Annotated in this window: 21 protein-coding genes and 1 other RNA gene; 11 read left to right on the top strand and 11 right to left on the bottom strand. The window is 38.7% G+C overall.

The features are described 5' to 3' along the window. Position 1: 1 nt before the first annotated feature. The 5 genes from ACFILZ_RS05840 to ACFILZ_RS05820 form a co-directional block, all read right to left on the bottom strand. Positions 2 to 1,525, bottom strand: a complete 1,524-nt coding sequence (locus ACFILZ_RS05840) for a Do family serine endopeptidase (RefSeq protein ID WP_375606991.1) — start codon at positions 1,523 to 1,525, stop codon at positions 2 to 4. A gap of 151 nt (positions 1,526 to 1,676) precedes the next feature. Then, complete coding sequence (hflC, locus tag ACFILZ_RS05835) at positions 1,677 to 2,615, bottom strand: protease modulator HflC (protein ID WP_375610508.1); 939 nt, start codon at positions 2,613 to 2,615, stop codon at positions 1,677 to 1,679. Positions 2,616 to 2,617: 2 nt separating this feature from the next. Next, entirely contained in the window at positions 2,618 to 3,757 is a 1,140-nt protein-coding gene (hflK, locus tag ACFILZ_RS05830) for an FtsH protease activity modulator HflK (RefSeq protein WP_375606989.1), read from the bottom strand. A 118-nt stretch (positions 3,758 to 3,875) separates the two neighbouring features. After that, positions 3,876 to 4,385 (bottom strand): dihydrofolate reductase, encoded by a 510-nt coding sequence (locus tag ACFILZ_RS05825; RefSeq protein ID WP_375606988.1) that lies wholly within the window; start codon positions 4,383 to 4,385, stop codon positions 3,876 to 3,878. Next, positions 4,382 to 5,176, bottom strand: coding sequence for a thymidylate synthase (locus ACFILZ_RS05820; protein WP_375606987.1), 795 nt, complete (start codon positions 5,174 to 5,176; stop codon positions 4,382 to 4,384). Before ACFILZ_RS05820 ends, ACFILZ_RS05825 begins: the two co-directional genes overlap by 4 nt. A 221-nt stretch (positions 5,177 to 5,397) precedes the next feature. Here ACFILZ_RS05820 and ACFILZ_RS05815 point away from each other — a divergent pair, with 221 nt between their 5' ends. The 3 genes from ACFILZ_RS05815 (at position 5,398) to ACFILZ_RS05805 (ending at position 10,913) form a co-directional block, all read left to right on the top strand. Further along, positions 5,398 to 6,705 (top strand): MFS family transporter, encoded by a 1,308-nt coding sequence (locus ACFILZ_RS05815; RefSeq protein ID WP_375607008.1) that lies wholly within the window; start codon positions 5,398 to 5,400, stop codon positions 6,703 to 6,705. A gap of 908 nt (positions 6,706 to 7,613) precedes the next feature. After that, on the top strand, positions 7,614 to 8,924 hold the full coding sequence (locus tag ACFILZ_RS05810) for an MFS family transporter (protein WP_375606986.1): 1,311 nt from the start codon (positions 7,614 to 7,616) through the stop codon (positions 8,922 to 8,924). 681 nt (positions 8,925 to 9,605) lie between these two features. Beyond that, complete coding sequence (locus tag ACFILZ_RS05805) at positions 9,606 to 10,913, top strand: MFS transporter (RefSeq protein ID WP_375610507.1); 1,308 nt, start codon at positions 9,606 to 9,608, stop codon at positions 10,911 to 10,913. A gap of 68 nt (positions 10,914 to 10,981) precedes the next feature. On the opposite strand, the gene ACFILZ_RS05800 is transcribed toward ACFILZ_RS05805, so the two are convergent. Beyond that, entirely contained in the window at positions 10,982 to 11,287 is a 306-nt protein-coding gene (locus tag ACFILZ_RS05800; protein ID WP_375606984.1) for a DUF2853 family protein, read from the bottom strand. A gap of 96 nt (positions 11,288 to 11,383) precedes the next feature. Between ACFILZ_RS05800 and ssrA the strand changes: the two genes are divergently transcribed. The 5 genes from ssrA (at position 11,384) to ACFILZ_RS05775 (ending at position 15,383) form a co-directional block, all read left to right on the top strand. After that, positions 11,384 to 11,740: a transfer-messenger RNA gene (gene ssrA, locus ACFILZ_RS05795) on the top strand. A 178-nt stretch (positions 11,741 to 11,918) separates the two neighbouring features. Then, positions 11,919 to 12,470 carry an SspB family protein gene (locus tag ACFILZ_RS05790; RefSeq protein WP_375610506.1) on the top strand — a complete coding sequence of 184 codons (552 nt, stop codon included), beginning with the start codon at positions 11,919 to 11,921 and terminating at the stop codon, positions 12,468 to 12,470. Between the two features lie 8 nt (positions 12,471 to 12,478). Continuing rightward, positions 12,479 to 12,661, top strand: a complete 183-nt coding sequence (locus ACFILZ_RS05785) for a DUF4169 family protein (protein ID WP_375606982.1) — start codon at positions 12,479 to 12,481, stop codon at positions 12,659 to 12,661. Between the two features lie 10 nt (positions 12,662 to 12,671). Next, positions 12,672 to 12,923 (top strand): ribbon-helix-helix domain-containing protein, encoded by a 252-nt coding sequence (locus ACFILZ_RS05780; RefSeq protein ID WP_273788067.1) that lies wholly within the window; start codon positions 12,672 to 12,674, stop codon positions 12,921 to 12,923. Between the two features lie 120 nt (positions 12,924 to 13,043). Then, positions 13,044 to 15,383: an ATP-dependent helicase gene (locus ACFILZ_RS05775; protein WP_375610505.1), complete on the top strand. Its 2,340-nt coding sequence runs from the start codon at positions 13,044 to 13,046 to the stop codon at positions 15,381 to 15,383. 51 nt (positions 15,384 to 15,434) lie between these two features. Here ACFILZ_RS05775 and ACFILZ_RS05770 read toward each other — a convergent pair whose 3' ends face one another. Continuing rightward, a complete protein-coding gene (locus ACFILZ_RS05770; protein WP_375610504.1) occupies positions 15,435 to 16,064 on the bottom strand; it encodes a DapH/DapD/GlmU-related protein in 630 nt (209 codons plus the stop codon). 139 nt (positions 16,065 to 16,203) lie between these two features. On the opposite strand from ACFILZ_RS05770, the gene ACFILZ_RS05765 reads away from it, so the two are divergent. From ACFILZ_RS05765 to ACFILZ_RS05755, 3 genes are read left to right on the top strand one after another with little or no spacing between them, the layout of a single operon-like run. Beyond that, positions 16,204 to 16,785, top strand: a complete 582-nt coding sequence (locus tag ACFILZ_RS05765; RefSeq protein WP_375610503.1) for an SCO family protein — start codon at positions 16,204 to 16,206, stop codon at positions 16,783 to 16,785. Between the two features lie 26 nt (positions 16,786 to 16,811). Further along, a complete protein-coding gene (locus ACFILZ_RS05760; protein ID WP_375610502.1) occupies positions 16,812 to 17,681 on the top strand; it encodes a 50S ribosomal protein L11 methyltransferase in 870 nt (289 codons plus the stop codon). A gap of 17 nt (positions 17,682 to 17,698) precedes the next feature. Continuing rightward, the gene (locus ACFILZ_RS05755; RefSeq protein ID WP_375610501.1) at positions 17,699 to 19,525 is read left to right on the top strand and encodes an aminopeptidase P family protein; all 1,827 of its coding nucleotides are present in this window, start codon (positions 17,699 to 17,701) and stop codon (positions 19,523 to 19,525) included. A gap of 612 nt (positions 19,526 to 20,137) precedes the next feature. On the opposite strand, the gene ligA is transcribed toward ACFILZ_RS05755, so the two are convergent. The 4 genes from ligA to lpxC all read right to left on the bottom strand — a co-directional run bounded on the left by ligA (position 20,138) and on the right by lpxC (position 26,014). Continuing rightward, complete coding sequence (gene ligA / locus ACFILZ_RS05750) at positions 20,138 to 22,297, bottom strand: NAD-dependent DNA ligase LigA (RefSeq protein WP_375610500.1); 2,160 nt, start codon at positions 22,295 to 22,297, stop codon at positions 20,138 to 20,140. A gap of 112 nt (positions 22,298 to 22,409) precedes the next feature. Next, the gene (recN, locus tag ACFILZ_RS05745) at positions 22,410 to 24,071 is read right to left on the bottom strand and encodes a DNA repair protein RecN (RefSeq protein ID WP_375606975.1); all 1,662 of its coding nucleotides are present in this window, start codon (positions 24,069 to 24,071) and stop codon (positions 22,410 to 22,412) included. 6 nt (positions 24,072 to 24,077) lie between these two features. Then, the gene (locus ACFILZ_RS05740; RefSeq protein WP_375610499.1) at positions 24,078 to 24,971 is read right to left on the bottom strand and encodes an outer membrane protein assembly factor BamD; all 894 of its coding nucleotides are present in this window, start codon (positions 24,969 to 24,971) and stop codon (positions 24,078 to 24,080) included. Positions 24,972 to 25,129: 158 nt separating this feature from the next. Next, the gene (gene lpxC, locus ACFILZ_RS05735; RefSeq protein WP_375610498.1) at positions 25,130 to 26,014 is read right to left on the bottom strand and encodes a UDP-3-O-acyl-N-acetylglucosamine deacetylase; all 885 of its coding nucleotides are present in this window, start codon (positions 26,012 to 26,014) and stop codon (positions 25,130 to 25,132) included. Positions 26,015 to 26,214: the final 200 nt, after the last annotated feature.

Here is a 26,214-nt window from a genome sequence, read left to right as displayed (position 1 = left end):
ATCAATCCATTAAAATCGTTACGAACCGTAACTCTCCATCTGGACGCGCAACAATAAAGAGAGCATTTTTTCGTCCAGCTTCACGTAATTTATGAATACGTCTCTTAGCCTCATCAATTGTTGTGATAGAACTCTGATTGATATCAACTATCACTTCACCAACGCGAATACGCTTTTTATCCGCTGCACTATTTTGTGCAACAGCTGTCACCACTAGTCCTCGAAGTTTATCTGAAATTGAATAACGATGACGCAAATCCTCTGTCAGTTCAGATAACGTCATGCCCATAAATTGCATTGTCACGTTTTTCGACAGATCTTGATTTTTTTTATCATCAACTTCTTCTGTATCTTCATTTGGATCTGTTTCAATCAAACGTCCAAGCTTAACTTTTACTGTTTCTTCTTGCCCATTGCGTAAAACAGTAACGTCCACCACTTTTCCTTCTGAACTTTCTGCAACTAAACGCGGCAAATCACGTGCATGCTTAATTTTGGAATTACCAAAGGAAAGAATAATATCTCCAGTTTGTAACTGGCTATTATCTACATTATTTTCTTTCGTCTGTTCTATTTTACCAGCCACCAATGCTCCCACAGCATTGTCCAATTTTAAACTTTTTGCAATATCCTCTGTTACCGGCTGAATACGAATAGCCAACCAACCACGCCTTATTTCTCCAAAATCACGCAATTGATTAATAACAGAAAGAGCCATATCCGATGGAATAGCAAATCCAATACCGATAGATCCTCCCGAAGGTGAAACAATTGCTGTATTAATGCCAATGACTTCACCATTTCTATCAAATAACGGACCACCAGAATTGCCACGATTAATTGCTGCATCTGTTTGAATAAAATTATCATAGGGACCAGCATTAAGATCACGGTTACGTGCAGAAATAATGCCAACTGTTACACTTCCACCAAAACCATAAGGATTTCCAATAGCCATAACCCAATCACCAATACGTGCCTTTTCTGAATCACCAAAACGCACAGCTTTTAATTTTTTACTTCCTGCATCGACTTGAAGCAACGCCAAATCAGTTTTGCTATCCTTTCCAAGAAGCTTTGCCTTTAGTTTTGTACCATCCGTAAAATTAACTTCAATATCATCAGCATCAACGATAACATGATAATTTGTAACAATAATCCCTTTTTGCGCATCAATCACAAAACCAGACCCTAAAGAACGCACCTTTTGAAATTGACTATCTTTTTGACCATCTTTAGGTGTAAAGAAATCACTAAAATATTCCTCCAACAATGAATCTTTTGGGATAATGGGTACCGCAGTATTTTCATCCTGTTCTGTTCCTTCAACAGTCTGCGCCGTGGAAATATTCACAACTGTTTCCAAAAGCTCAGAAGCTAAATCAGGAATAGAAAGCAATGCCTTGCTTGTCTCGGCTCCCCAAGACAAACTCACTGATCCAGATAGAAACAAAGTCACACAAAAAACAACTCTTGTGATAAAAAACTTTAAAAACGTATTTTTACTCATGACACTTCTATCCATGACATGCCTTTAATCAAAGATGCAAAGAGCCCTACTAAATTTATCTACGTAAAACCAGCACGGCTCGATACTCTCTACCACTTTTACCATAAAAGAAAATGGTCACAGATCATTCTTTTCATGCAAAATCTCGTATCTGCAATCCATTATTTTATCTATTCTCTCCCGATTTTGGATCAGTTTTACTGAGGCCCGTATTCATTGTCGGTAAGAATGCTTTATTTGCCTGCGGCGGATTACGAAAATAGAAAAAGAAATCCTCATTTGGAGAAATCACCATCGGTGTTTTCTCTAAATTCTTGTATTGTTCCATCGCCAACCAAAAATCGTAAAAAGACGGATTAGCCTCCCTCGCATTCAATAAAAGACGAATACTTTCAGCTTGACCTTCACCACGGGTAATTTCAGCATCACGCTTCGCAGCTGCTACAATTTCTTCATATTCACGATTAGCTTCTGCCACAATACGATCTCGCTCCTGCTGACCACGAGCTCGGATATTTTCCGCAGCAGCTTCACGTTCAGCTGCCATTTGCCGATAGACATCTTCTGAAACAGCATCAGTCAAATCGGTTTTACGAATACGCACATCAACAATGGTAATACCCAACGAACCTGCATCTACAGAAAATTGCTTCTGTACTTCAGCCATCATCGCGCCTCGTTCATCCGATAAGGCTGCTTTAAATTCTCGCTTACCATAAACAGCACGCAAAGCGTCAATAAACCGTGGTGCAAGGTTTTCACGTGCCGCAATTTGTGGACGCCCAGAAGCAATGCGCTGTAAAAACAACTTAGGATCTGTAATACGGTAAATAAAGAACGCATCCACCTCATAATACGCACCACCACGAACCTGTACAGATTGTGTAGGAACATCGTAACGCAATAACCGATTATCAACAATGATCATCTTATCGATAAAGGGCGCCTTGAAATAGATTCCAGGATTAGATTCTACCTGAACAATTTGTCCAAAACGCTTAATTGCTACTTGTTGACGAGGATAGACGATAAAAACGGACATCCACAAAATCATCAAAAAAAACACTATAGCACTAAAAACAAACAAAAAGCGAGATTGCTGCATAATTAATCTCCTCCAGCAATACGAGAATCTAAGAGTAACGCAGGACGCGCTGATGTTGCCTTTACTTTTTCTGATGACTTGCTACGCAACAATTCATTCAAAGGTAAATAAGGCACCGCTGGAGAATTTGCCTGATCAAGAACCAGCTTATTTGGTGAAGAAAGAATCCGCCCCATCGTCTCCATATAGAGACGGTAGCGCGCAGCTTCTGGTGAAATCGCAGCCTCTCGAGCTATTGCCTGAAAACGTTCAGCACGCCCTGTTGCCTCTTCAACCATTTGTGCCTTTTCACCTTTTGCGATTTCCCGTGTGCGTGAAGCTTCACCATTTGCTAAACCAATTTTCGTAAAACGCACACGATTCCCCTCTTCAATCATTCTTCCACGTTCCTGCTCCGCCTGCTGAACAGAATTAAACGCAGCAGCAACCTTTGTTGGAGGAGCAGCTTCACTGATAGACACACGGCTTATTTCGACACCAAGTTGATATTTATCCACAGTCAACTGGATAATCTTTCTAACGTCATTAGCAACTTCTTCTTTCTTGTCACGTAAAACATCATCGACCGGCCGCGAACCAATGACCTCACGCATTGCACTCTCAGCAACTTGGCGGACAGTTCCCTCTTGATCATTCACATTGAATAAAAACTGACTAGGATATGAAATCCGATAGTAAACAGAAAAATTAACATTAACGATATTCTGATCACTCGAAAGCATTAAACCATCACTTTGTTGCGCTTGACCAGGCTTTCCACCAATCGCGATTGTTTTTTCCGTTAAAGGTACTTTCATATAGGTCTCAATTGGCCAAAAATGAAAATGCAAGCCATCACCAATAATGCCTTCTTTAGGGATGCCAAAGCGCAGCTCTACCGCTTGTTCATTTTGCTGAACAATATAAATTGACTGGTATAACCAAAAAAACGCAATAAGCAGAAGGAACAAAACAGAAAGACTACTTCTCCCAAATTGTTTAAACTGATCCTGCCCTTTGCGCAAAATATCATTAAGATTAGGACCATTTTCGCTACCATGATTGCCACCAGAACCAAAGATATTCTTAGCTGGTGTTTTTTTTTCACCACTGTTTTTATCGCCACTCCACGGGCCACCACCATTTTGATTTGTCCAGGGCATTATCACCTCTTTAACTGATTACCACTACTCGAACACCAACCATTTGCTTGATCTTATAGGGTGCCTATTACCTCATTATAATACAACTGATAACCCCTTCCACTTCATATTACAAAAATTATTTCCGCTCATAAACAACAAAACGTGTCGGATGACTATCTTTATCCCCTTTTGGAATATCTTGTGTTTGCACAATAGTCCACTTTTCTTTATCAAAAACAGGAAAAAAACTATCACCTTCTATAGAGGCTAAAACTTCTGTAAGGAATATTTTATCAGCCATAGGCAATCCTTGTTGAAAAATTTCCCCTCCCCCAATAATAAAAATTTCCTTTACATTATTTTGAGAAGCAACGCTTGTTGCAAGAGAGCAAGCTTGCGATAAAGAGTGAGCAACAACAGCCCCTTCAGCGTTGAAGGTACAATCACGCGTAATGACGATATTTGTACGCCCTGGTAAAGGGCGCCCAAGAGAATCCCAAGTTTTTCTTCCCATAATAATGGGCTTACCCAATGTCAAAGCTTTAAAGCGTTGCAAATCCGTTGATAAATGCCAAGGCATGGCACCTTCACGACCGATAACACCATTTTCTGCAACCGCAGCAATGAAACAAATGGAAATCATCATATTGCTACCGGCGCCTTAATATGGGATTGTGCTTCATAATTAAGCAATTCAAAATCCTCAAATTGAAAAGAAAAAAGATCTGTTACCGCTGGATTTATGCGCATACATGGCAAAGCATTTGGTCTACGAGACAATTGATATTTTGCCTGTTCAAAATGATTAGAATAAAGATGAGCATCCCCCAGAGTATGAATAAAGTCGCCTACTTTAAGACCGCTTACTTGCGCAATCATCATCGTTAACAGTGCGTAGGATGCAATATTAAATGGAACACCTAAGAAAATATCCGCCGAACGCTGATAAAGCTGACAGGACAATTTTCCCTCCGCAATGTAAAATTGAAAAAGACAATGGCACGGAGGTAAAGCCATTTCTTCTATTAATGCAGGATTCCAAGCTGATACAATCAAGCGACGAGAATCTGGCATTTCCTTAATCATTGTTAAAAGATTACTAATTTGATCAATATGGCGCCCATCAGGAGCAGGCCAAGAACGCCACTGATAACCATAAACAGGACCAAGATCTCCTTTTTCATCAGCCCACTCGTCCCAAATTGATACACCATGCTCTTTCAACCATGCAATATTTGTATCACCTTTAAGAAACCACAAAAGCTCGTAAATAATTGAACGTAAATGTAGTTTTTTTGTTGTCAACAATGGAAATCCTGCTTGTAAATCAAAGCGCATCTGATACCCAAAGATAGATCGCGTTCCAACGCCCGTCCGATCTGTACGATCAATACCCTGATTTAAAACGTGGGATAAAAGAGCCAGATATAATTTCATGAGGGTTATTATGTCCGATTCTCCTCATTATAGAAAATAAAAACTGTAAAATTCGTACAAACATAATTCAAATCTTTATCCGAAAACATCTTACACAAGAAATTATCGTGATCTGACTAAAATTTTTATGCAAAAGATAAAATACTATAGACAGCTTCTGAAGAAAAGAACATAGAGTGATAATGAACAAAAATGGTGAACGTGAAATGAAGGGATTGACTATGGAAAAACAAGAATCTTTAGCATCACATGATACGCAAAAACGTATCTGGGCTATTGTATCCAGTGCATCAGGTAATCTAGTAGAATGGTATGATTTTTATGTTTATTCTTTTACATCCATTTACTTTGCATCACAATTTTTTCCCTCAGATGGCGATGTCGTTGCACAACTTTTAAAGGCCGCTGGTGTCTTTGCTATTGGTTTTCTTATGCGCCCAATCGGCGGATGGCTCTTTGGCTTCATTGCTGACCGCTATGGACGTAAACGCTCAATGCTTATTTCTGTTGGTATGATGTGTGGTGGTTCTTTCTTAATCGCCATACTTCCTACTTATGAAACTATTGGAATGGCAGCAGCAATTCTTTTACTTTTACTCCGAATGCTTCAAGGACTTTCTGTCGGGGGTGAATATGGTACGACAGCCACTTATATGAGTGAAGTGGCACTCAAAAACCGCCGTGGATTTTTTAGCTCTTTTCAATATACCACACTGATTGGTGGACAACTTCTAGCCAGCCTGGTTATATTCATTCTAGCACTTTATCTCACAGAGGATCAACTAAAAGCATGGGGATGGCGTATTCCATTTGCCATTGGGGGCCTAGGAGCAGTTGTTGCAATTTACCTCCGTCGTACACTTCATGAAACAACCACAGAAGAAAATCGTTCTAAAAAGCAAGCTGGTAGTCTTTTAGAGCTTCTACGCAATCACAGGAAAGCTTTTTTTCTAGTTGTTGGCTTTACAGCTGGGGGATCGCTCACATTTTATACCTATACAACTTATATGCAAAAATATCTGATCACAACCACCGGCTTTGATAAACATACTGCAACAACAATCATGACTGCTGCGCTCTTTGTTTTCATGTTACTTCAACCTGCATTTGGTTTTATGGCTGATAAAATTGGAACAAGAACTTCACTGCTTATTTGGAGTGTTTTATCTATTATCTTTACGATTCCTGGACTTCATGTAATTGGTAACACTAATGAAACATGGATTGCTCTATCAGTCATTATTGGAATGCTATGCATTATGAGCTTTTATACATCCATCTCTGGTATTGTAAAGTCAGAAATGTTTCCCGCTTCAGTGCGAGCAACAGGTGTTGGATTCTCTTATGCTATTGCCAATGCAGTGTTTGGCGGCTCTGCTGAATACGTAGCGCTTGAATTAAAAGACCTTGGATACGAATCTGTCTTCTATTTTTATATAACCGGCATGATGATTATTGCATTCATTGCGGTTCTCTTGATGCCCGATGCGCGCAAAAAAGGATATTTACAAGGAGACGATATTCATTAACTTTTGATGTTAACAAAAAAGCCCAGTATTCTGGGCTTTTTGTAATTCTTTCCCATAGAAGCTTAAAGCGCACGATTTTTTATCTCTTCAAACACCTAAAGAAGAAATTTTCTCTCCTGCATATACTGCTTATAAAAATAAACAGCTGCATATTATTATGAATAAATGCTTCTTTTGCTGAAGATAAAAAATTTTTGATTTATTTTAATACCCCCCATTCCCACTCAAAATCGAAGAAAAGTGATTATCTTTCAAGAAATTTTATCAATAATAAAGATTCCACTCATGATTTTGTTTAATACGTTCTTAATGGTACCCCTCATGAAACACAAATCCTTTCATGAAAAGTAGAAAATACAATTATATTATGAATTCGCACACTTTTTTGAGAAACATTTCTCAATATACCCAACTCCATTTCACAACGGCACCCGTGAATGACATAACGTAAAAGCCCCGTAAAATATAAACATGGGCATCACTCTCTTTACACTTAATAAAAGTGCAAGCCGCTATTATTATACTATTGACGAACTCTTAATATTGTACTCCCCCTTAACACTTAAGATCATTTCTAAAAAGTATTTTAACTGATACACCAACCTCGCATGCAATAGTCAATAACATCATTTTACGAAACAACATCAAGCATATAAACTAAAGAGTATCATATCTTCATAAATACTCTGCATATGCAAATAATTCACAATCAAACAAAAAACAATATTTCCTTAAGGATAGATTTACGCAATATAACAACACCATGAGCCCAAAACAGCACTGATAGATCTAGAAAAAATCTTTATGTTTCCCTAAAAATTTATCATGATACAATGGCGTTTTTATAATGCACATCGTAAATAGCTTTAAAAAGAAGAAAAGTTATAAATCTAAAAGGGGAATACTTCATGAATAATCAAACAACTTTAGATCCACATGATACAAGGAAACGTATTTTTGCTATTATATCCAGTGCATCCGGTAATCTGGTAGAATGGTACGACTTTTACGCTTACTCCTTTGCATCGGTTTATTTCGCTTCGCAATTCTTTCCTGAAGATGAAGATATCGTTACACAATTGTTAAAAACGGCAGGAATCTTTTTTATTGGCTTTCTTATGCGTCCAATTGGAGCATGGCTCTTTGGGTTTATTGCTGATCGTTATGGACGTAAACGCTCAATGCTTATTTCTGTTTTTATGATGTGTGGGGGCTCTTTTCTCATTGCCATACTTCCCACTTACAAAACTTTGGGAATAACAGCAGCATTCCTTCTCCTTTTTGTCCGTATGTTTCAAGGGCTTTCCGTTGGCGGTGAATATGGTACAGCCGCAACGTATATGAGTGAAGTTGCGCCCAAAAATCGTCGTGGTCTCTTTGCTTCTTTTCAATATGCAACAACGATCTCAGGTCAACTTCTGGCAAGTTTTATAATATTTATTTTAGCCATTTACCTTAACGAGGATCAGTTAAAAGCATGGGGATGGCGTATTCCCTTTGTCATTGGTGGCTTTGGAGCAATCGTTGCAATTTATCTGCGTAGCTTGCTTCATGAAACAACAACCCTCAAAAGCCGCTCTGAACAACATGCTGGTAGTCTTAAAGAACTTTTTCGTAATCATAAAAAAGCGTTCTTTTTGGTTGTTGGCTTTACAGCTGGCGGATCACTCACATTTTATACATACACCACTTATATGCAAAAATATCTGATCACAACCACTGGCTTTGATAAACAAACCGCAACAACAATAATGACTGCCGCCCTCTTTGTTTTTGTGTTACTCCAACCGCTTTTTGGTTCGCTAGCCGATAAAATTGGAGCAAGAGCTTCACTCATCAGTTGGGGTGTATTATCCATTATCTGCACCATTCCTGTACTTAAAATGATCGGGAATGCCCATAATCCATGGACAGCACTCTTAATCATTATTGGAATACTCTGTGTTATGAGTTTTTATACGTCCATTGCTGGTATCATAAAAGCAGAATTGTTCCCTGCTTCAATCCGAGCAATTGGTGTTGGCTTTGCTTTTGCCATTGGCAACGCACTGTTTGGCGGTTCTGCTGAATATGTAGCGCTTGGATTAAAAAATATGGGATACGAATCTGTTTTCTTTTTTTACATCGTTGGTATGATGGTCATTGCACTCATCTCTATTCTTCTTATGCCTGATATAGATAAAGGAGGATATCTCGATAAAGACGATAGACTTCATTAAACTTATTTTCTGGATAAAAAAAGCCCAAGAAATTGGGCTTTTTTTTGATCTCCTCTCCACCCTAGTAAAGAACGAAAACCCGCCCCGCATTCGTCTTACAAACAACTCAGTTTCTCTTAAATTATCTATAGTTACTACCCTCTTTATGTAATTTACTTGATAAGATTCTATGGGCAAGCCCTCCCCTAAATACTTATCATGATATCTGAAAAACACCTCATACGGAAAACCTTATCTGAATCCTCCCCCCTAAAAAATAATGTATTATGGCGCAAAACGATAAGTAAGGACTTAAAAGTCCCATTTTATACTATCTAACCCTTATGAAATAACTTAATTTTTGCTATTACTTCTTGTAAAATCCATATATTTTATAACATCAAATTATCATTAAAGTAATTAATATAGTATTATTATCATAAAATTTGAAGATATACTTATATACTTTTCAATGTATATTTTTCATATAAACACAATTAAAATTAATATGATATTTTTTCTAATAAAAAAGTAAAACTCTTAAAAATAATAACAATATAACTCAAATAAATCATCTTAAAGAATTTCTCTAAGAAATTATCATGATACAATTGGATTTTTCTGGAAATCATAAAAAATTATGTTTAGAAATTATATTTAGAAATAAATATATGGACTATAAATCCAAAAGGGGAACAATTCATGGAAAATGAAACAATTTCAGCATCACAGGATGCAAGAAAACGTGTTTTTGCTATTATAGCAAGCGCATCAGGAAATCTCGTAGAGTGGTATGATTTTTACGTTTACTCATTTGCATCAATTTATTTTGCATCACAATTCTTTCCCTCCGATGGTGATACGATTACGCCACTGTTAAAAACCGCGGGTGTGTTTTTTATTGGCTTTCTTATGCGCCCTATTGGAGCTTGGTTTTTAGGATTTATCGCCGATCGTTATGGACGTAAACGCTCGATGCTTATATCCATTTTTATGATGTGTGGTGGCTCTTTTTTCATCGCCATACTTCCCACCTATGAAACCTTAGGAATAACATCAGCAATCCTTTTACTTTTAGCTCGGATGATGCAAGGACTTTCAGCGGGTGGTGAATATGGTACAGCAGCCACTTATATGAGCGAAGTTGCTCTCAAAAAACATCGAGGGCTTTTTGCTTCTTTCCAATCAGCCACCCTTATTACAGGTCAACTTCTTGCCAGCTTCATTATATTTATTCTAGCATCTTATCTCTCTGAAGATCAGTTAAAAGCATGGGGATGGCGCATTCCTTTTGTGATTGGTGGTTTCGGGGCAGTGATTGCGATTTATCTGCGTCGTTCTCTCCACGAAACAACCACGAAAGAAAGCCGCTCTCACAAACACTCTGGCAGTCTTAAGGAACTTCTCACCAAGCATACAAAAGCCGTTGTCGTAATTGCATGCTTTGCATCAGGAGGATCACTCACATTTTACACCTTTACGACTTATATGCAAAAATATCTGATCACAACCACCGGCTTTGATAAACATACCGCAACAACGATTATGACAGCTGTACTATTTATTTTCATCCTATTCCAACCCATAGCTGGTATCATAGCCGATAAAATTGGAACAAAAACTTTACTTATCATTTGGAGTATACTCTCTGTCATCTTTACATTTCCTGGACTCTGGATAATCGGTAATACGCATAGTCTATGGGTTGCCTTATCGGTCATTATTGGCTTGCTCTTCATTATGAGCATGTATACATCCATCTCTGGTGTCGTAAAATCAGCAATGTTTCCCTCTTCAATACGTGGATTAGGCGTTAGTATCTCTCATGCCATTGGTAACGCTTTATTTGGTGGTTCTGCTGAATACGTTGCGCTTGGATTAAAAAAGTACGGTCATGAATCACTCTTTTATTTTTATATAACCATCGTGATGATCATGGCATTCATTGCTCTTCTCTTTGTCCCGAGTATGCGTAAAGGGGGATACCTCCAAGAAGATGAAAAACATTAACCCTTTTTATAAACGAAAAAAGCCCAAGAGATTGGGCTTTTTTATCATTATCGCAAATTTAATATTGTTTAAATTTTATGAAGTGCATTAAGGTGCTTAGCAACTAGATAATAAAAAGTCAGTCGACTTTTTCTACGCTCTCCAGACATCATCTCAGCCACTTTTGAAACGGCCATTTTAGCACTCTGTTCATCAGCTTCTAAAACATCTTGAACCCATTTTTCAACACGTTCTAACTCTTTTGGATCCGATGTAGCAACAAGCGCTGCATCCTGCTTTTTCATCACTAAAGCTAAACGACGGCTAAGTCGTTCTACTGCTGCTTCATCGGGATTTGAATCATATAGTTTAATATCTGCTAAATTATTTGTCATTTTGCATCATCTCCTCTCCAAAAATGAGCGGACTATAATTTACAGCCGCATCATATAGCTCTATAAATAATTAGAGGATTAAAAATATTAACAACCCCCCTTTTCCTAAGACTGTTCTTCATCTATATTTAAAAGGCTGGTTTACCAGCTATGGTAATAAATGGACGGTGAAATAAACCTATTGGACCCGGGGGCGGTACCCGGCGCCTCCACCAAAATATAAGAAAACAAAGTTATATTTTGGTGGGGGCGAAATAGGATCGACAAGGGTGTAAAGATCGCTCTTTTACTCGGCATTGTACCACCGTTATCGGGCTAAATGAGTAGTTGCAAATGACAACTATGCGGAAGCACGTCTCGCCGCTTAAGGTGGTGTGAATGTTTCAAATTGAGTCTTAAACCGTCGCAGGTTTAAGCGGGGTTCGGAGGCACCTGGCAACAGAAGCCTTCACTTTTTAAATGTTGTTGATTGATCTTTCAGACATTATCAGACATTATTTACCATAGAGTTTCGTATTTATTCGATTTATTGAGGTGCATCGTAGAAAAAATCTGCTAATTTAAAATATATTCTATCACACAATATCAATACGCCCCATTCTGCTACGTGAAATAAAAGGAATAAACTTCGATGGTTAAAGATCAAATCCGTTACGATATTCTCGTTCAGGATGCACTTCGTGGAGTTATCCGTAAAGTTTTATCGGAAGTTGCCAAAGCAGGTCTTCCGGGAAATCATCATTTTTTTATAACTTTTTTGACAAATGCCCCAGGCGTTAAAATTTCTCCTCGGCTAAAAAATCGCTATCCCGAGCAAATGACAATCGTCTTACAACATCAATTTAGAGATCTCAGTGTTTCAGAAACAGCTTTCGAAGTAACCCTCTCTTTCAGGGAAATAACCGAAAAGCTCGTGATTCCTTTTACTTCCATTCAAGTCTTTTATGATCCTGTAGCAGCATTTGAAGCAGCATTTGATCTGCCCTCAAATCTGACCTCTGGAGAAAATGAACATTCAGAAAATACCTCAACTACGCCCATTACCTTATCAAACAAACAAAAAAAAGAAAATACGCTTACAAAAGAACAAAATCTCAGTACAAATATAGAACCTTCAAATAACGATGCAAAACAAAATCAAAGTGCTGATGTTGTCTCTTTAGATTCCTTTCGGAAAAAATAATTTTTCTCATGACTGAATTGATTAATCTTCGCCAATTTCGAAAACAAAAAAAACGTACAGAAAAATCTCTTTGTGCTGAGCAAAATCGTTATCGTTTTGGACGAACAAAAACTGAAAAACTTTTTGAGCAACAAAAATCTTTAAAAACGCAAAAATTTCTTGATCAAAATCGTTTACGAAACGACGAATAAAGGTGGAAAAATGCACGAAAATAATTCTATCGATTGGTCAAAAGTCATTCCACGAAAGATATCTGTTCGCGTTGATGGACACGCAACAAGCGTTTCTTTAGAACCACCATTTTTAGATATTCTAAAAGATATAGCCCGCAAAAAAGGACAATCTTTAGCCTTTATTATTACCGATATTGATAGCAAAAGACCACAACAAGTAAATCTTTCGGCCTCGTTACGCGTTTATGCCCTTCAAAGCGTTCTCACCCAACGCCTTTAATGTTTGTGCTTATTTTTTTACGTTCTCTTTCTGTCTGTTCAACTGAAACTGTTGTGACTTTTTAAGAGAAGTTTTTTTAATCTAGAACTTCAATGAAAAAAAGACTACAAAAGAGATACAATGAGTAATTTTTCTGATCACACCATACCTTTCTTTGAAGAAGATTCCCCTCCAGACCATGATAAGGAAAATTCTGGGTTTTCTTCCCCTGTCCTAAAAGAAAAAAAATCATATAATACAAACTATTTAGAACAGCTCAATCCAGAACAGCAACAAGCTGTTATGAATACTGAGGGGCCTCTTTTAGTTCTTGCAGGTGCTGGTACTGGAAAAACACGCGTTTTAACAACCCGTATTTCTCACATTCTGCGCTCTGGACTCGCCTCACCTCAACAAATACTTGCTGTCACTTTCACTAACAAAGCAGCCCGTGAAATGAAAACACGTATTGGTGAACTTATTGGAGAAGTTGTTGAAGGTATGCCTTGGCTTGGAACCTTTCATTCCACTGGAGCTAAAATTTTACGCCGTCACGCAGAGCTTGTTGATTTAAAAAGAAACTTTACAATTCTCGATAGCGATGATGTTCTTCGACTTTTAAAACAACTTATTCAAGCTGAAGGATTAGACGATAAGCGTTGGCCCGCACGAAACCTTGCCATGATGATTGATTCTTGGAAAAATCAAGGACTTTCACCAACACATATCTCAAAAAGTGATGCTCATTCCTTTGGTAACGGCATGGGACGTGAACTTTATCACAGTTATCAAAATCGATTAAAAGATCTTAATGCTTGTGATTTTGGTGACCTTCTACTTCATTCTATCTCTATCTTCCAACATAATCCAGATATTCTTCGCGAATATCATTCTCAATTTCGTTATATTCTTGTCGATGAATATCAGGATACAAATACAGCACAATATCTTTGGCTTCGCCTTTTGGCCCAACATCCTCAAGGTCAACATGTTAATCTTTGTTGTGTTGGCGATGATGATCAATCCATTTATGGATGGCGTGGTGCAAAAGTCGAAAACATATTACGTTTTGAAAAAGATTTTCCTTCTGCTAAAATTATTCGTCTAGAACGCAATTATCGCTCAACATCTCATATTCTTAAAGCTGCCTCCCATCTCATTGCGCATAATGAAGAAAGACTGGGAAAGGTCCTTTTTTCTGCTCAAATAAAGAGTGAGGAAGAAAAAGTAAAAATTCATTCAGCATGGGATTCAGCAGAAGAAGCACGAGCAATCGGTGAAGAAATCGAACGCGCACAACAAACTGGTCATGCATTAAATCATATGGCTATATTAGTACGGGCATCATTTCAAATGCGTGAATTTGAAGATCGCTTTGTAACACTTGGCCTTAACTACCGCGTCATTGGTGGCCCACGCTTTTATGAACGAATGGAAATACGTGATGCCATGGCTTATTTACGCGTTGTTGTCCAACCAGCGGATGATTTAGCTTTTGAGCGTGTTATTAATACACCGAAACGCGGCATAGGAGATGCAACCCTGCGCATTCTTTATGAGAGTGCACGTGCACGTGCTGTTCCTCTCTTTTCTGCTGCCGCTGACATCATTGAAACAGACGAGCTAAAACCTAAAGCACGCAGTGCATTACGAAGCCTTATTGAAAACTTCCGCCGCTGGCAAAATATGCTTCAAGACACTCCTCATAGAGAACTTGCCGAAATCATCCTTGATGATTCTGGTTATACAACCATGTGGTTAGAAGATCGCTCACCAGAGGCTCCTACACGACTAGAAAATCTTAAAGAAATGATTCGTTCCATGGAACAATTTGAAAATCTTCAAAGTTTTTTGGAACATGTTGCACTCGTTATGGAAACAGAAAATAATGAAAATATGGATGCAGTCAACATCATGACCCTTCATTCAGCCAAAGGGCTTGAGTTTGAAACAGTTTTTCTTCCAGGTTGGGAAGAAGGACTCTTTCCTCATCAGCGCTCATTAGATGAAGGTGGACGTTCAGGATTAGAAGAAGAACGGCGTCTTGCCTATGTGGGACTGACAAGAGCAAAACAACATTTGCATATCTGGTTTGTATCTAATCGAAGAATTCATGGATTTTGGCAATCTGTTCTTCCCTCCCGTTTTCTAGAGGAATTACCAACAGAACATATAGAAGCCATAGCAATGGAAACATCCTATGGTGGTTATGGAAAATCTTCCTTTCAACATTACGATTCCTTTTATAATGATTATGCAATACCAAGACAAAAGCATGCACAAAAAAACAAGAATATTGAAGGAAAAGTTATCGCTCAATCAATCTCTCATGCACCATCAGATTTTTCTGTCAATGATCGGATTTTTCACATAAAATTTGGTTATGGTCATATTACAGCAATAGACGATCATAAATTGACAATAATGTTCGAAAAAGCCGGAGAAAAGCGTGTACTGGATAATTTTGTAAACAAAGCTTAAATAAAAAGCAAACCACAATCGTTTTTTTAAGAGACAACTTTATTTTAAATGTCATTGCCATTTGCGAACAAAGGCTTCGATGGGCAAATTCTGCATATCAGGCAATGCGTTGTGAATTTTATCAAGCGGCCAATCCCACCAAGCCATATCTAAAAGGCATTCTATCACATGATTGGGAAAACGCATCCGCAATCGCTTAGCAGGCACCCCAACGACAATCGTATAAGGCATAACATCTTTCGTTATAACAGCGTTCGCGCCAATGATAGCGCCATGACCAATTGTCACCCCAGGCATAATAACCGCACCATGTCCAATCCACACATCATGCCCAACAATAACACGTTTTGCACAACGCCTTTCACGAAAAGAACGATCGAGTACCATATAACGAAAATATTCGTTTGGACGATAGGTTATTTTATGCGTTGAAACGCGCTCCATGGGATGCTCCAACGCATTCACACGGACATGAGATGCAATAGAACAAAAACGACCAATATCGCTGTAAATAGCCTCACTGTTACGTTCTAAATAAGAAAAATCTCCAACTATTACATCACGCAAAACTACCCGCTCATTAATTTCCACATAGCGCCCTAATTTACAACCATGCAGCTGTGCTGTCGTATGGATACGAGGCTTACTTTCATGAAATCGAAGATCGTTTTCAATATTCATTATTGCCTTCCCTCAATTGTTTCATCAATAGATATGGAAAGACATACCAACCAAACCAATAAAATCAACCGTGAAACAAACATTGCAAAACAAACCAGCCAATGCTAGAATTTTTTGACACTTTTAAAAGAGACAAACTATGAAAAATGTACTCCGCATTTTAGGGCTAACAGCTATATTTCTTACGGGAATTTTTATTTATGATGCATTTATAAATAAGCCTTTAGGTGATAACTTTACGCTCACTGATTCAAATGGAAAAACGATTACTGAAGCGGATATTCGAAGCCAGCCTTCAATAATTTTTTTTGGCTTCACTATGTGTCCTGAAATCTGTCCCACCACACTGATGAATCTTGATCAATGGCTTACAGCGCTTGGACCTGAAGCTGATAAGTTAGGAGTATGGTTTGTGACTGTTGACCCCGAACGTGATACACCAGAAGTACTCCATAATTATCTCAGCAATTTTAACAATAAAATCGTTGGTATCAGTGGAGATCCTGATAAAGTTCATAAAATGGCCAATTCTTTTAAAATTGTTGCTGAAAAAGTTCCTGGAGAAGATGGAAACTATACTTATAACCATACGGCAGCAATTTTTTTACTCAAAAAAGGTGGAAAATTAGCGGGTGTTATCCGTTATGACACGAAAGAAAACGATAGCGAATTAAAAGATGCAATCGCCATTGAACGGCTAAAAAAACTCATATCAAACTAAAAAAGCCAATCAAAAGAAAGAACAGCATGTCGCAACAAATTCGCTTCTATTATACTGCTTTTAAAAGTGAAGCAGAGCAATTTTATACCCTTATAGAAAGAGCTTTTGATGAAGAAGGATATCCTCTTGCTCTTATAGAGATAGACGAAAAAAATGCTATATATGAGCTTTCTCTATATGTTGATCAAGACAATCAAGAAGACGCATTGAAACGTTTTGCAAGCGTTCTTTCTATAGATTCTGATAAAATTAATATGGAAGTTTTACCCAATATTGATTGGGTACAAAAAAGTCTAGAAGGACTAAAACCTGTACATGCTGGTCCTTTTTTCCTTCATGGAAGTCACAACAGAAACGCCATTCCAGCTAATGTTCTCCCTATTGAAATTGAAGCAAATCAAGCCTTTGGAACAGGACATCATGGGACAACAGCTGGTTGTTTGGAAATGATTGCCAAAGTAATGAAACACGAAAATCCACAAAATGCCCTTGATCTTGGAACTGGTAGCGGAGTCTTAGCCATTGGCATAGCAATGCTCAAGCCCATTAGTATTCTCGCCTCCGATATTGATCCTATTGCTATTCAAGTTGCACAACATAATATCGAGCTTAATGGCGTAAAAGAGTATATTACAGCTGTTACAGCAACAAGTTTTACCCATGAACACATTGCAACACGTGCGCCTTTTGATCTCATTGTTGCCAATATTCTTGCCAATCCTCTCATTGAACTTGCGCAAGAAATGGTAAAAGCCCTTAAAAAAGGGGGATCACTTATACTCTCTGGAATTCTTGAAGAGCAACACGCCTACGTTTTAGATACTTATATAAAACAAGGACTCAAGCATATCGAAACATACCACCGTCAAGGATGGGTAACGATACATCTAAAATAAATGAAAAGGACGTCGTTATGTATCAATCTTTTGAGGCGACAACAAATCCCACGCATGCTGCAAAACGCATTGCCTCCCTTCGTAAAGAACTTGATCGCCTTGGACTAGATGGTTTTCTTGTTCCACGGTGCGATGAACATCAAGGAGAATATGTCCCCCCTCATGCTCAACGTCTTAGCTGGCTAACCGGCTTTACTGGTTCAGCTGGGATTGCACTGATTTTAAAAAACAAAGCCATCATATTTACAGACGGGCGATATAAGCTCCAAGTTCGCCAACAAACTGATCCTGATATTTTTGATTATGAGGATCTCATAACTTGCCCTCCTTCACAATGGCTTGAAACAAATGGTCAAAAACTTTCTATTGGCTTTGATCCATGGCTCCACACGATTGCTGCCACCGATGCATTGAGAAACGCATTAGAAATGAAAGCAGGTGGAAAACTTGTAGAAGTTCAACATAATCCCATTGATCTGCTCTGGCATAATCAACCAAAATTACCACAATCTGCCTTATCAATTCACCCTCTCAAATATGCTGGGTGCGATACAGATGAAAAGTTGGCATTGATTTGCAGATATATACAAAAAGCAAATGCAGATGCCTTTATTTTTACAGACCCCTCTTCCATTGCATGGACATTCAATATACGGGGCAATGATGTTTCCAACACGCCTTTTTCCCTTTGTTTTGCTCTCATTCCCATCCAAGAAACACCAGCTTTATTCATTAATAGCAAAAAACTTGGTGGAGAACAGAAACAATATCTAGAACGTTATGCAAAATTATATGAACCAGAACAGCTTGTTCCCAAGATCAAAGAGTATATTCAAAAAGGGACAGTGTTTGCCTTAGATCCACAGCTAACATGCGAAAAATTACGAACTGTTATTGAAGAAAAAAATAGCTCTTTTATCACACTTACCGATCCTGCGGCTCTACCACGTGCCATTAAAAATGACACAGAACTCAATGGCACACGCAAAGCACACCTACGCGATGGTGTTGCCCTAACCCGTTTTTTTTCTTGGTTAGATAAACAAATACCAGGGTCAATAAGTGAAATTTCTGCTGCTCAAAAATTAGAAGAATTTCGCATAAATACAGCAAACGAAATGGGAGAAAAACTTAAAGATCTTTCTTTTGATACAATCTCAGCCGCAGGGGCAAATGGTGCCATTATTCATTATCGTGTAACAACGCAAACAAATAAACCACTCAATGCTGGTGAACTTTACCTCGTTGATTCAGGTGGACAATATCGTGATGGCACGACTGATGTCACACGCACAGTAGCAATTGGGAATATTGGAGAAGAAGAAAAACGCTGTTTTACGCTTGTCCTCAAAGGCATGATTGCTCTTTCAACTGCAAGATTTCCAAAAAGCACACGCGGACAAGACATTGATGCTCTTGCACGCATTGCATTGTGGAAAGCTGGTTTTGATTATGCCCATGGCACCGGTCATGGTGTTGGATCTTATCTTTCTGTCCATGAAGGACCGCAAAATATTTCTCGCAAAGGGTGCCAAGAACTCATCTCCGGTATGATTCTTTCAAACGAGCCAGGCTATTACCGCGAAGGCGCTTTTGGTATCCGTCTTGAAAATTTGATGATTGTGAAGCCAACACAAAAAATTGATGGTGGAGATATAGAAATGCTCTCGTTCGAAACACTCACACATTGCCCCATTGATCGACGGTTAATCCTTCCAGAGCTTTTGACACAAGAAGAACGACAATGGCTCAATGATTACCATGCGCGGGTTTATCAGATGAATGCGCCTTACTTAAATGAAGAAGATAAAAAATGGGCAAAAGAAGCAACAATGCCCCTTTAAATGAAGCAACGTATAACTTTTACTCTTTCTACAAAACATTACACCCTTCTCTTTTAAAGAGAGAAGTGCGAATTTACCATCAGCAAACACAAAAAATGCTTCTATGAAATACTTCAAGTTTTTTTGCCGATACGACAAAAGCCTTCCAAAATTGAAACAGAACGGGATACACTCTCAAAAGATAATGCTTATCAATTATCCTCCACCATCTCAACATGAGTTATAGCCTTATTCTGCTATACAGAAGTTTTCATTATATTTTGTAATCCTCCGCGTCGCATTTCTAACACGCCCATTATAACCAACTTATTACGCCGTTTAGATTCAAAAATTCTGCATATTTATTTACAATTTTTACCTTGCTTCACAGTAATAATTTATATTTTTTACTAATAATAACCTTGCATATTCTTCATCATAATAGTTTAAGTTTAATATTTAAGTTCAATGTTAATTATTTTAAATAACGTAATAAATATCAAAATATATGGCGCTCTGTTTTTGCAAAATAAACAGCCCCTATTATCCCCCTTTTTGATTTCATCCCCCCCCCCCAAAAAATGTAAGAGCGATAATCATACAAATAGCATACGATCTTCTAGAAAACATCCTCTAAACATTATGTTTCTCAATCAGCTGTAGCCAAGCCTCTTCATCGATAACCTCAACACCTAATTCTTCAGCTTTAGCCAATTTGGAGCCCGCTCCAGGTCCTGCAACAAGAAGATCTGTTTTTTTAGAAAGTGAACCAGATGTTTTGGCCCCTAATCGCTCTGCCAATGCTTTTGCTTCATCACGTGACATATGTGCTAAAGTTCCCGTAAAAACAATGATCTTCTCCGCTATTGGTGAAGAAGCTATCATGATAGGTGCCTCATCAAGAGGTGTTACTTCTTCAAGCAAAACAGACAAAACTTCACGGTTATGCGCTTCTCTATAAAAATCAACAATTGCGCCCCCTACCTGTGGTCCAATTCCTTCAATATTGGTAAGTTCCATCCAAGCTTCATTGCCTTCTTTGTTTTCCTGCTCACATGGCATAAATGCTTCCATAGCCGCCGTTTCAAAAGCTGTATAATTTTGATATGCTCGTGCAAGGCGGCGTGCATTCACCTCTCCAACATGACGAATCCCCAATGCAAACAAAAAACGGCTTAAAGGAATTTCGCGGCGTGCATTAATGGCATCATACAGTTTCCGCACTGAAACAGTACCAAAACCTTCCATATTTTCCAAACGGATCAAAGACTTTTCTTGGCGCCGTTCTAAAGTAAAGATATCAACTGGTGTATGAATACAAAGCGCCTCATCTTGAGCATGGAAAAAAAATTCTACCTGCTTTTTACCCAAGCCTTCAATATCAAACGCATTGCGTGAAACAAAATGACGAATACGTTCAATCGCTTGTGCAGGACAAATAAGCCCACCGGTACACCGACGCACCGCTTCTCCTTCTTCACGAACAGCATGACTCCCACAAGCGGGACACAGATGAGGAAAAACAAAAGCAGAAGCATCTTTTGGACGTTTTTCAGCAATAATATCAACAATTTGAGGGATTACATCACCAGCGCGTTGTACAATCACGGTATCGCCTACACGAATATCACGCCCTTCACGAATGGGCTCTCCTTTATGGCCAATTCCCTTAATATAATCCTCATTATGCAAACTGGCATTGGTCACCACCACCCCACCAACAGTAATAGGTGTAAGGCGTGCAACAGGCGTCAAAGCTCCCGTACGACCGACCTGAATATCAATATCTTCCAAAAGCGCCATTGCTTTTTCTGCTGGAAATTTATGGGCTATTGCCCAACGCGGCGAACGAGAAACAAATCCCAAACGCTTTTGGAGCATCAAATCATTAACCTTATAAACAATGCCATCAATGTCATAGCTTAAAGAATGACGGCGTTCTTCTATATCACGATAATAGAAAATAATTTCTTTGACTGTCCTAAAGACTTTTATTAATGGATTGATAACAAAGCCATATTCTTTTAGCTTTTTCATCATCTCTATTTGACTTTCTGCAAATACTTCACTCACTTCACCACAAGCATAAGCAAAAAATTGAAGCTTTCTGCTGGCGGTTATCCGTGAATCAAGCTGACGGAGCGAACCAGCCGCTGCATTTCGAGGATTGGCGAAGGTTAACTTTCCCTTCTCTTGTTGGCTTATATTAAGAGCTTGGAAATCTTCCCGTCCCATATAAACTTCGCCGCGAACCTCGATTACCTCAGGAAAATCACCTTGCAAAACTTGTGGAATATCAGCAATTGTTCGAGCATTTGCCGTCACATTTTCACCGACAGTTCCATCCCCACGCGTTGCCGCACGCACAAGCCGCCCCTTTTCGTAGCGCAAAGACAAAGATAAACCATCAATTTTTGGCTCCGCTGTTATTTCCAACACTTGTGTTTCTGGAAGACGTAAAAAACGACGAATACGCTCAATAAATTCAGTAACATCTTCAGAGCTAAACGCATTATCAAGTGAAAGCATAGGCTGTACATGAACAGACTTTTCAAACTTTTCAGAAATTGGTGCCCCAATTTTATGTGAAGGAGAATCAACACGAATAAGCTCTGGAAAAAGAGCTTCAATTTCTGCATTACGGCGGCGCAACGCATCGTATTCTGCATCAGAAATTTCAGGCTGATCATCACGATTATAAAGCACATCATGACGCGCAATTTCTTTTGCCAACCACTCTAATTCACTTTCTGCTTCAACAGCTGAGAGATTTTTAACTGCATCTTTGTTCATAAAATCTATTCCAAATTACGAGTTACTGCCATAAGGACTTCCACGCTTCCTCATAAAGTGAATCGCAAATAAAAATAAGCTTTCCAGTATTTTTATCACTGGCTAATTACCTTTATGCGAGAAGCTTTTGAGCCGCTGCACGCGCTTCTTCAGTAATCTGTTCTCCTGCCAACATACGAGCAATTTCTTCTGCACGTTCATGCTCTTCCATTTTATGAATAGCAGTAACAAAGCGTCCTTTATCATGACTCTCAATTTTCGAAATAAGAAAATGACCATGCGCTTTCGATGCAACCTGTGGTGCATGCGTAATAGCAAAAACCTGAACACGTTCTGATAAGCGTTGCAACCGTTGTCCAATAGCCGCTGCAACAGCCCCCCCAACACCTGTATCAATTTCATCAAAGATCAGCGTCGGTGCTGATCCTCGATCAGACAAAACAACTTTTAATGCCAACAAAAAACGAGACAATTCACCGCCAGAAGCCACACTAAGCATCGGTCCAGCTCGTGTTCCAGGATTTGTTCGCACCCAATATTCAATACGATCACATCCCTCTGCACTCCGCCTTTCCACATCACTTTGCATTTCAACAATAAACTCGGCCCTCTCTAATTTCAATGCAGGCAACTCAGCCATCACGCTTTCAGACAAGTGTTTTGCAACCTCTTGACGTTTTATTGACAACGCTTGTGCTAACATATCATAATTTTTCTTTGCCTGCTTTGCCTCATCTTCAAAACGTGTCAATATAGTCTGAGCCTCTTCAAAATCAGCGAGTTCAGCGTCCATTTTATCGCGTAACTGAATCAATTCATCCGCAGAAACTTGATATTTACGAGCAAAACCCCGAAGAGAAAAAAGACGCTCTTCTATCCGTTCCAATTCATCAGGTTCAAAATCTAATGCTCGTATTGCCGTCTCAATACCTTCTTGTGCTGTTGCAAGTGCATGCAATGCCTCATCAATAGATTTCACCACTGGTGCAATAAGTTCTTGCGCCTCAGGAATTTTCCGCTCCAAACGCCTCACCAAATTAGAAAGCACTGGGATTGGTGATTTTTGACCCGTTAAAAGATCATCCGCTTCTTTAATATCTGTTGCTATTTTTTCTAATTTAAGCATATCAGCACGACGAAGAGAAAGAGCTTCCTCTTCACCAACTTTAAAATCAAGCTTTTCAAGCTCTTCTACACACGCACGAAGATAATCAACCTCCCGTACAGCACTCTCTACTTTAAGACGCTGCCGTTGCAAACGCTCCTCAAATTCACGCCATGTGTGATAACACTGACGCAAATTTTCCACTTCATCTTCAAGACCACCAAAGGCATCTAATAATTGGCGATGTGTAGCAACATCAACAAGCGCACGATCATCATGTTGTCCATGGATTTCAACCAACAAACGGCCAACACTCCGCATCAATGCAACACTAGACACCTGATCATTGATAAAAACACGGCTACGTCCATCACTTGATTGCACACGTCGTAAAATAATATCACCCTCATCATCAAGACCATTCTCACGAATAAGTTGACGTGCAGGATGTGAAACAGACACATCAAAAACAGCTGTAACCTGCCCGCGGTCAACCCCATGACGCACAAGCGAAGCATCACCCCGCCCCCCTAGAGCAAGTGATAAAGCATCAAGGAGAATAGACTTCCCCGCACCCGTTTCTCCAGTTAAAACCGTCAACCCCGCTGTAAAATGAATATCGAGCGTTTCGATCAAAACAATATTATGAATCGAAAGCTGTACCAACATAGAGAATCAACGTACCCTCTTCTTATCACCACCTAAAGCATTTGAGATCCAAGAAGATTTATGCTCACGTGGCGATATTTTATTCTTCTGCAAGAGATTATAAGAAAATTTATACCACTCACTTTTGGGATAATTACGTCCTAAAATAGCTGCTGCCGTCTGTGCTTCTGCCGTTAAGCCGAGAGCTAAGTTAACTTCCGTTAAGCGAAAAAGTGCTTCTTCAATTTGATTTGTATCAGAATACTCTTCAACCACGGTACGAAACCGTCTACTTGCCGCAAGATAGCGCCGCCCCTCTTCATAATAGCGGCCAATCTGCATTTCTTTACCAGCTAGCTGTTCGCGACCAAAACGGATTTTATCCTTAGCATCCTTGACATACTCAGAATTAGGATAACGCTCTATAAGAAGCTGCATAGCAGCAATAGCACGTTTCGTGTCACGTTGATCACGCGTAACATCAGGAATCCGACGGAAAGAAGAAAGACCAATAATATAGTACGCATAAGCCGAGTCAGTCGACCCTGGATAAAGCGTAATATAGCGTTGAGCCATACTAATTGAATCATCATACTTTCCGAGTCGATAATTAGTAAAAGCACCCATCACAAGAGATTTGCGCCCCCAGTCTGTATAAGCGTACTGTTTTTCAATCTTCAAAAACTTTTTCGATGCGCCCCCAAGCCGCCCACTTTCAAGGCTAGCAAGCGCTTGATTATAGAGAACATCTGGTGGCTCTATTTTCAAAACATAAGCAGATGGATCAAGGGTATTTTTCTCTTTAAAGAGGCATCCCGCTAACATACAAGTGCTTCCCAAAAGCACCACCCCCAATATCTTGCGTACAATGTTAGATTTTCTATATGTCATATTTCCAATGCACACATGAGATTTTTTCATATTTTTTCCGGCCTCCACAGAATATCACCTTGTAGCAAAAACAATTTATCAAAGGTTTTATACCATATCACTATAAAATCCACATAACCAATTTAGCAGTTCAGGTCAATCATCCCCTTAAAAATCAAATAAATAATAAAAAAATCTTGTCAATTTTTTTACTCTTTCTCTAAAAAGCTTTTTTCATAATATGATTCGTCTGCCAAAACAGCCTTCACCAATTGCGCATTAATTCTATGCCCACTACAATAAGAACGAAATAATCCAATAAAAGGTGCCCCAAGCAAAGCAGTATCACCAATCGCATCAAGCATCTTGTGCCGAACACATTCATTCTCCCAATAAGGACCATCGGGATTTAAAATTTTATCATTAAGGTCGATAACAAGAGAATTTTCCAAAGAAGCGCCTTTTGCCTTTCCAGAAAGCCGTAATTTTTCCACGTCTTTGATAAAACCAAAAGTGCGTGCCCGTGACAAATCATCCCTAAACCCTCGTGTGGTAAGATCAAAACTGAAATGTTGCTTACCAATAGCAGAAGAAGGAAAAGAGATCGTTATATCAAAACGACGTCCATTAAATGGCAAAAGCTCTGCAACACCATGAGCTCCTTCAACCCGCACCGGCTTTTTTATAATGAAATAAGAACGCAACGCATTTTGCTGTACAATACCAACATCTTCAAAAGCTTGGCAATATAGCCACGCTGAACCATCCAAAATAGGAATCTCATTATGTGACACTTCAATAATAAGATTATCCAAATTATAAGCAGCAATTGCTGCCATCAAATGTTCAATTGTTTCAACCCTTACATCTCCATCTCCAAGTACTGTTGATAATTCAGTTTCTCCTATTTGCGATGCATGGGCTTGAAATATTTTCTCTGTTCCGTCTAATCCACAACGCCTAAAAATAATACCACACCCAACATCCGCTGGACAAACCTTTACCCCTGACAAACAGCCACTATGAACGCCAATCCCCTTAAATGTTACTGCTTTTTTAAGAGTAGACTGATATTTTGGTACTAAACTCATCATATCATTTTATTAAATTGCTTGTACATCTTTTAACAAAATTTATAAAACTATAAAAAATATTCATAGTAAATAATAAAAAAAACCGCTTATTGTAAGCGGTTTTTTTTAAACAAAGTATTTTATTCAAAAAACAGTAATATATTTTACTGTATAATTTTTGACTGAGCATTAAAGAAATAATAAATTTTCTTACTTTACCT

Origin of the sequence: Bartonella sp. AP40SXNS (assembly GCF_042195825.1) — a bacterium.
In the GTDB taxonomy this organism is placed as follows: Bacteria; Pseudomonadota; Alphaproteobacteria; order Rhizobiales; family Rhizobiaceae; genus Bartonella.
Note: the sequence above shows the minus strand (reverse complement) of the source record. Positions and strands in the feature narration are given on the sequence as shown.

Bases quoted from the DNA above. Each gene is read 5' to 3' on its own strand.
- ACFILZ_RS05840 (WP_375606991.1), bottom strand. From the start codon at position 1,525: ATGGATAGAAGTGTCATGAGTAAAAATACGTTTTTAAAGTTTTTTATC.
- hflC (WP_375610508.1), bottom strand. From the start codon at position 2,615: ATGCAGCAATCTCGCTTTTTGTTTGTTTTTAGTGCTATAGTGTTTTTT.
- hflK (WP_375606989.1), bottom strand. From the start codon at position 3,757: ATGCCCTGGACAAATCAAAATGGTGGTGGCCCGTGGAGTGGCGATAAA.
- ACFILZ_RS05825 (WP_375606988.1), bottom strand. From the start codon at position 4,385: ATGATGATTTCCATTTGTTTCATTGCTGCGGTTGCAGAAAATGGTGTT.
- ACFILZ_RS05820 (WP_375606987.1), bottom strand. From the start codon at position 5,176: ATGAAATTATATCTGGCTCTTTTATCCCACGTTTTAAATCAGGGTATT.
- ACFILZ_RS05815 (WP_375607008.1), top strand. From the start codon at position 5,398: ATGGAAAAACAAGAATCTTTAGCATCACATGATACGCAAAAACGTATC.
- ACFILZ_RS05810 (WP_375606986.1), top strand. From the start codon at position 7,614: ATGAATAATCAAACAACTTTAGATCCACATGATACAAGGAAACGTATT.
- ACFILZ_RS05805 (WP_375610507.1), top strand. From the start codon at position 9,606: ATGGAAAATGAAACAATTTCAGCATCACAGGATGCAAGAAAACGTGTT.
- ACFILZ_RS05800 (WP_375606984.1), bottom strand. From the start codon at position 11,287: ATGACAAATAATTTAGCAGATATTAAACTATATGATTCAAATCCCGAT.
- ACFILZ_RS05790 (WP_375610506.1), top strand. From the start codon at position 11,919: ATGGTTAAAGATCAAATCCGTTACGATATTCTCGTTCAGGATGCACTT.
- ACFILZ_RS05785 (WP_375606982.1), top strand. From the start codon at position 12,479: ATGACTGAATTGATTAATCTTCGCCAATTTCGAAAACAAAAAAAACGT.
- ACFILZ_RS05780 (WP_273788067.1), top strand. From the start codon at position 12,672: ATGCACGAAAATAATTCTATCGATTGGTCAAAAGTCATTCCACGAAAG.
- ACFILZ_RS05775 (WP_375610505.1), top strand. From the start codon at position 13,044: ATGAGTAATTTTTCTGATCACACCATACCTTTCTTTGAAGAAGATTCC.
- ACFILZ_RS05770 (WP_375610504.1), bottom strand. From the start codon at position 16,064: ATGAATATTGAAAACGATCTTCGATTTCATGAAAGTAAGCCTCGTATC.
- ACFILZ_RS05765 (WP_375610503.1), top strand. From the start codon at position 16,204: ATGAAAAATGTACTCCGCATTTTAGGGCTAACAGCTATATTTCTTACG.
- ACFILZ_RS05760 (WP_375610502.1), top strand. From the start codon at position 16,812: ATGTCGCAACAAATTCGCTTCTATTATACTGCTTTTAAAAGTGAAGCA.
- ACFILZ_RS05755 (WP_375610501.1), top strand. From the start codon at position 17,699: ATGTATCAATCTTTTGAGGCGACAACAAATCCCACGCATGCTGCAAAA.
- ligA (WP_375610500.1), bottom strand. From the start codon at position 22,297: ATGAACAAAGATGCAGTTAAAAATCTCTCAGCTGTTGAAGCAGAAAGT.
- recN (WP_375606975.1), bottom strand. From the start codon at position 24,071: ATGTTGGTACAGCTTTCGATTCATAATATTGTTTTGATCGAAACGCTC.
- ACFILZ_RS05740 (WP_375610499.1), bottom strand. From the start codon at position 24,971: ATGAAAAAATCTCATGTGTGCATTGGAAATATGACATATAGAAAATCT.
- lpxC (WP_375610498.1), bottom strand. From the start codon at position 26,014: ATGATGAGTTTAGTACCAAAATATCAGTCTACTCTTAAAAAAGCAGTA.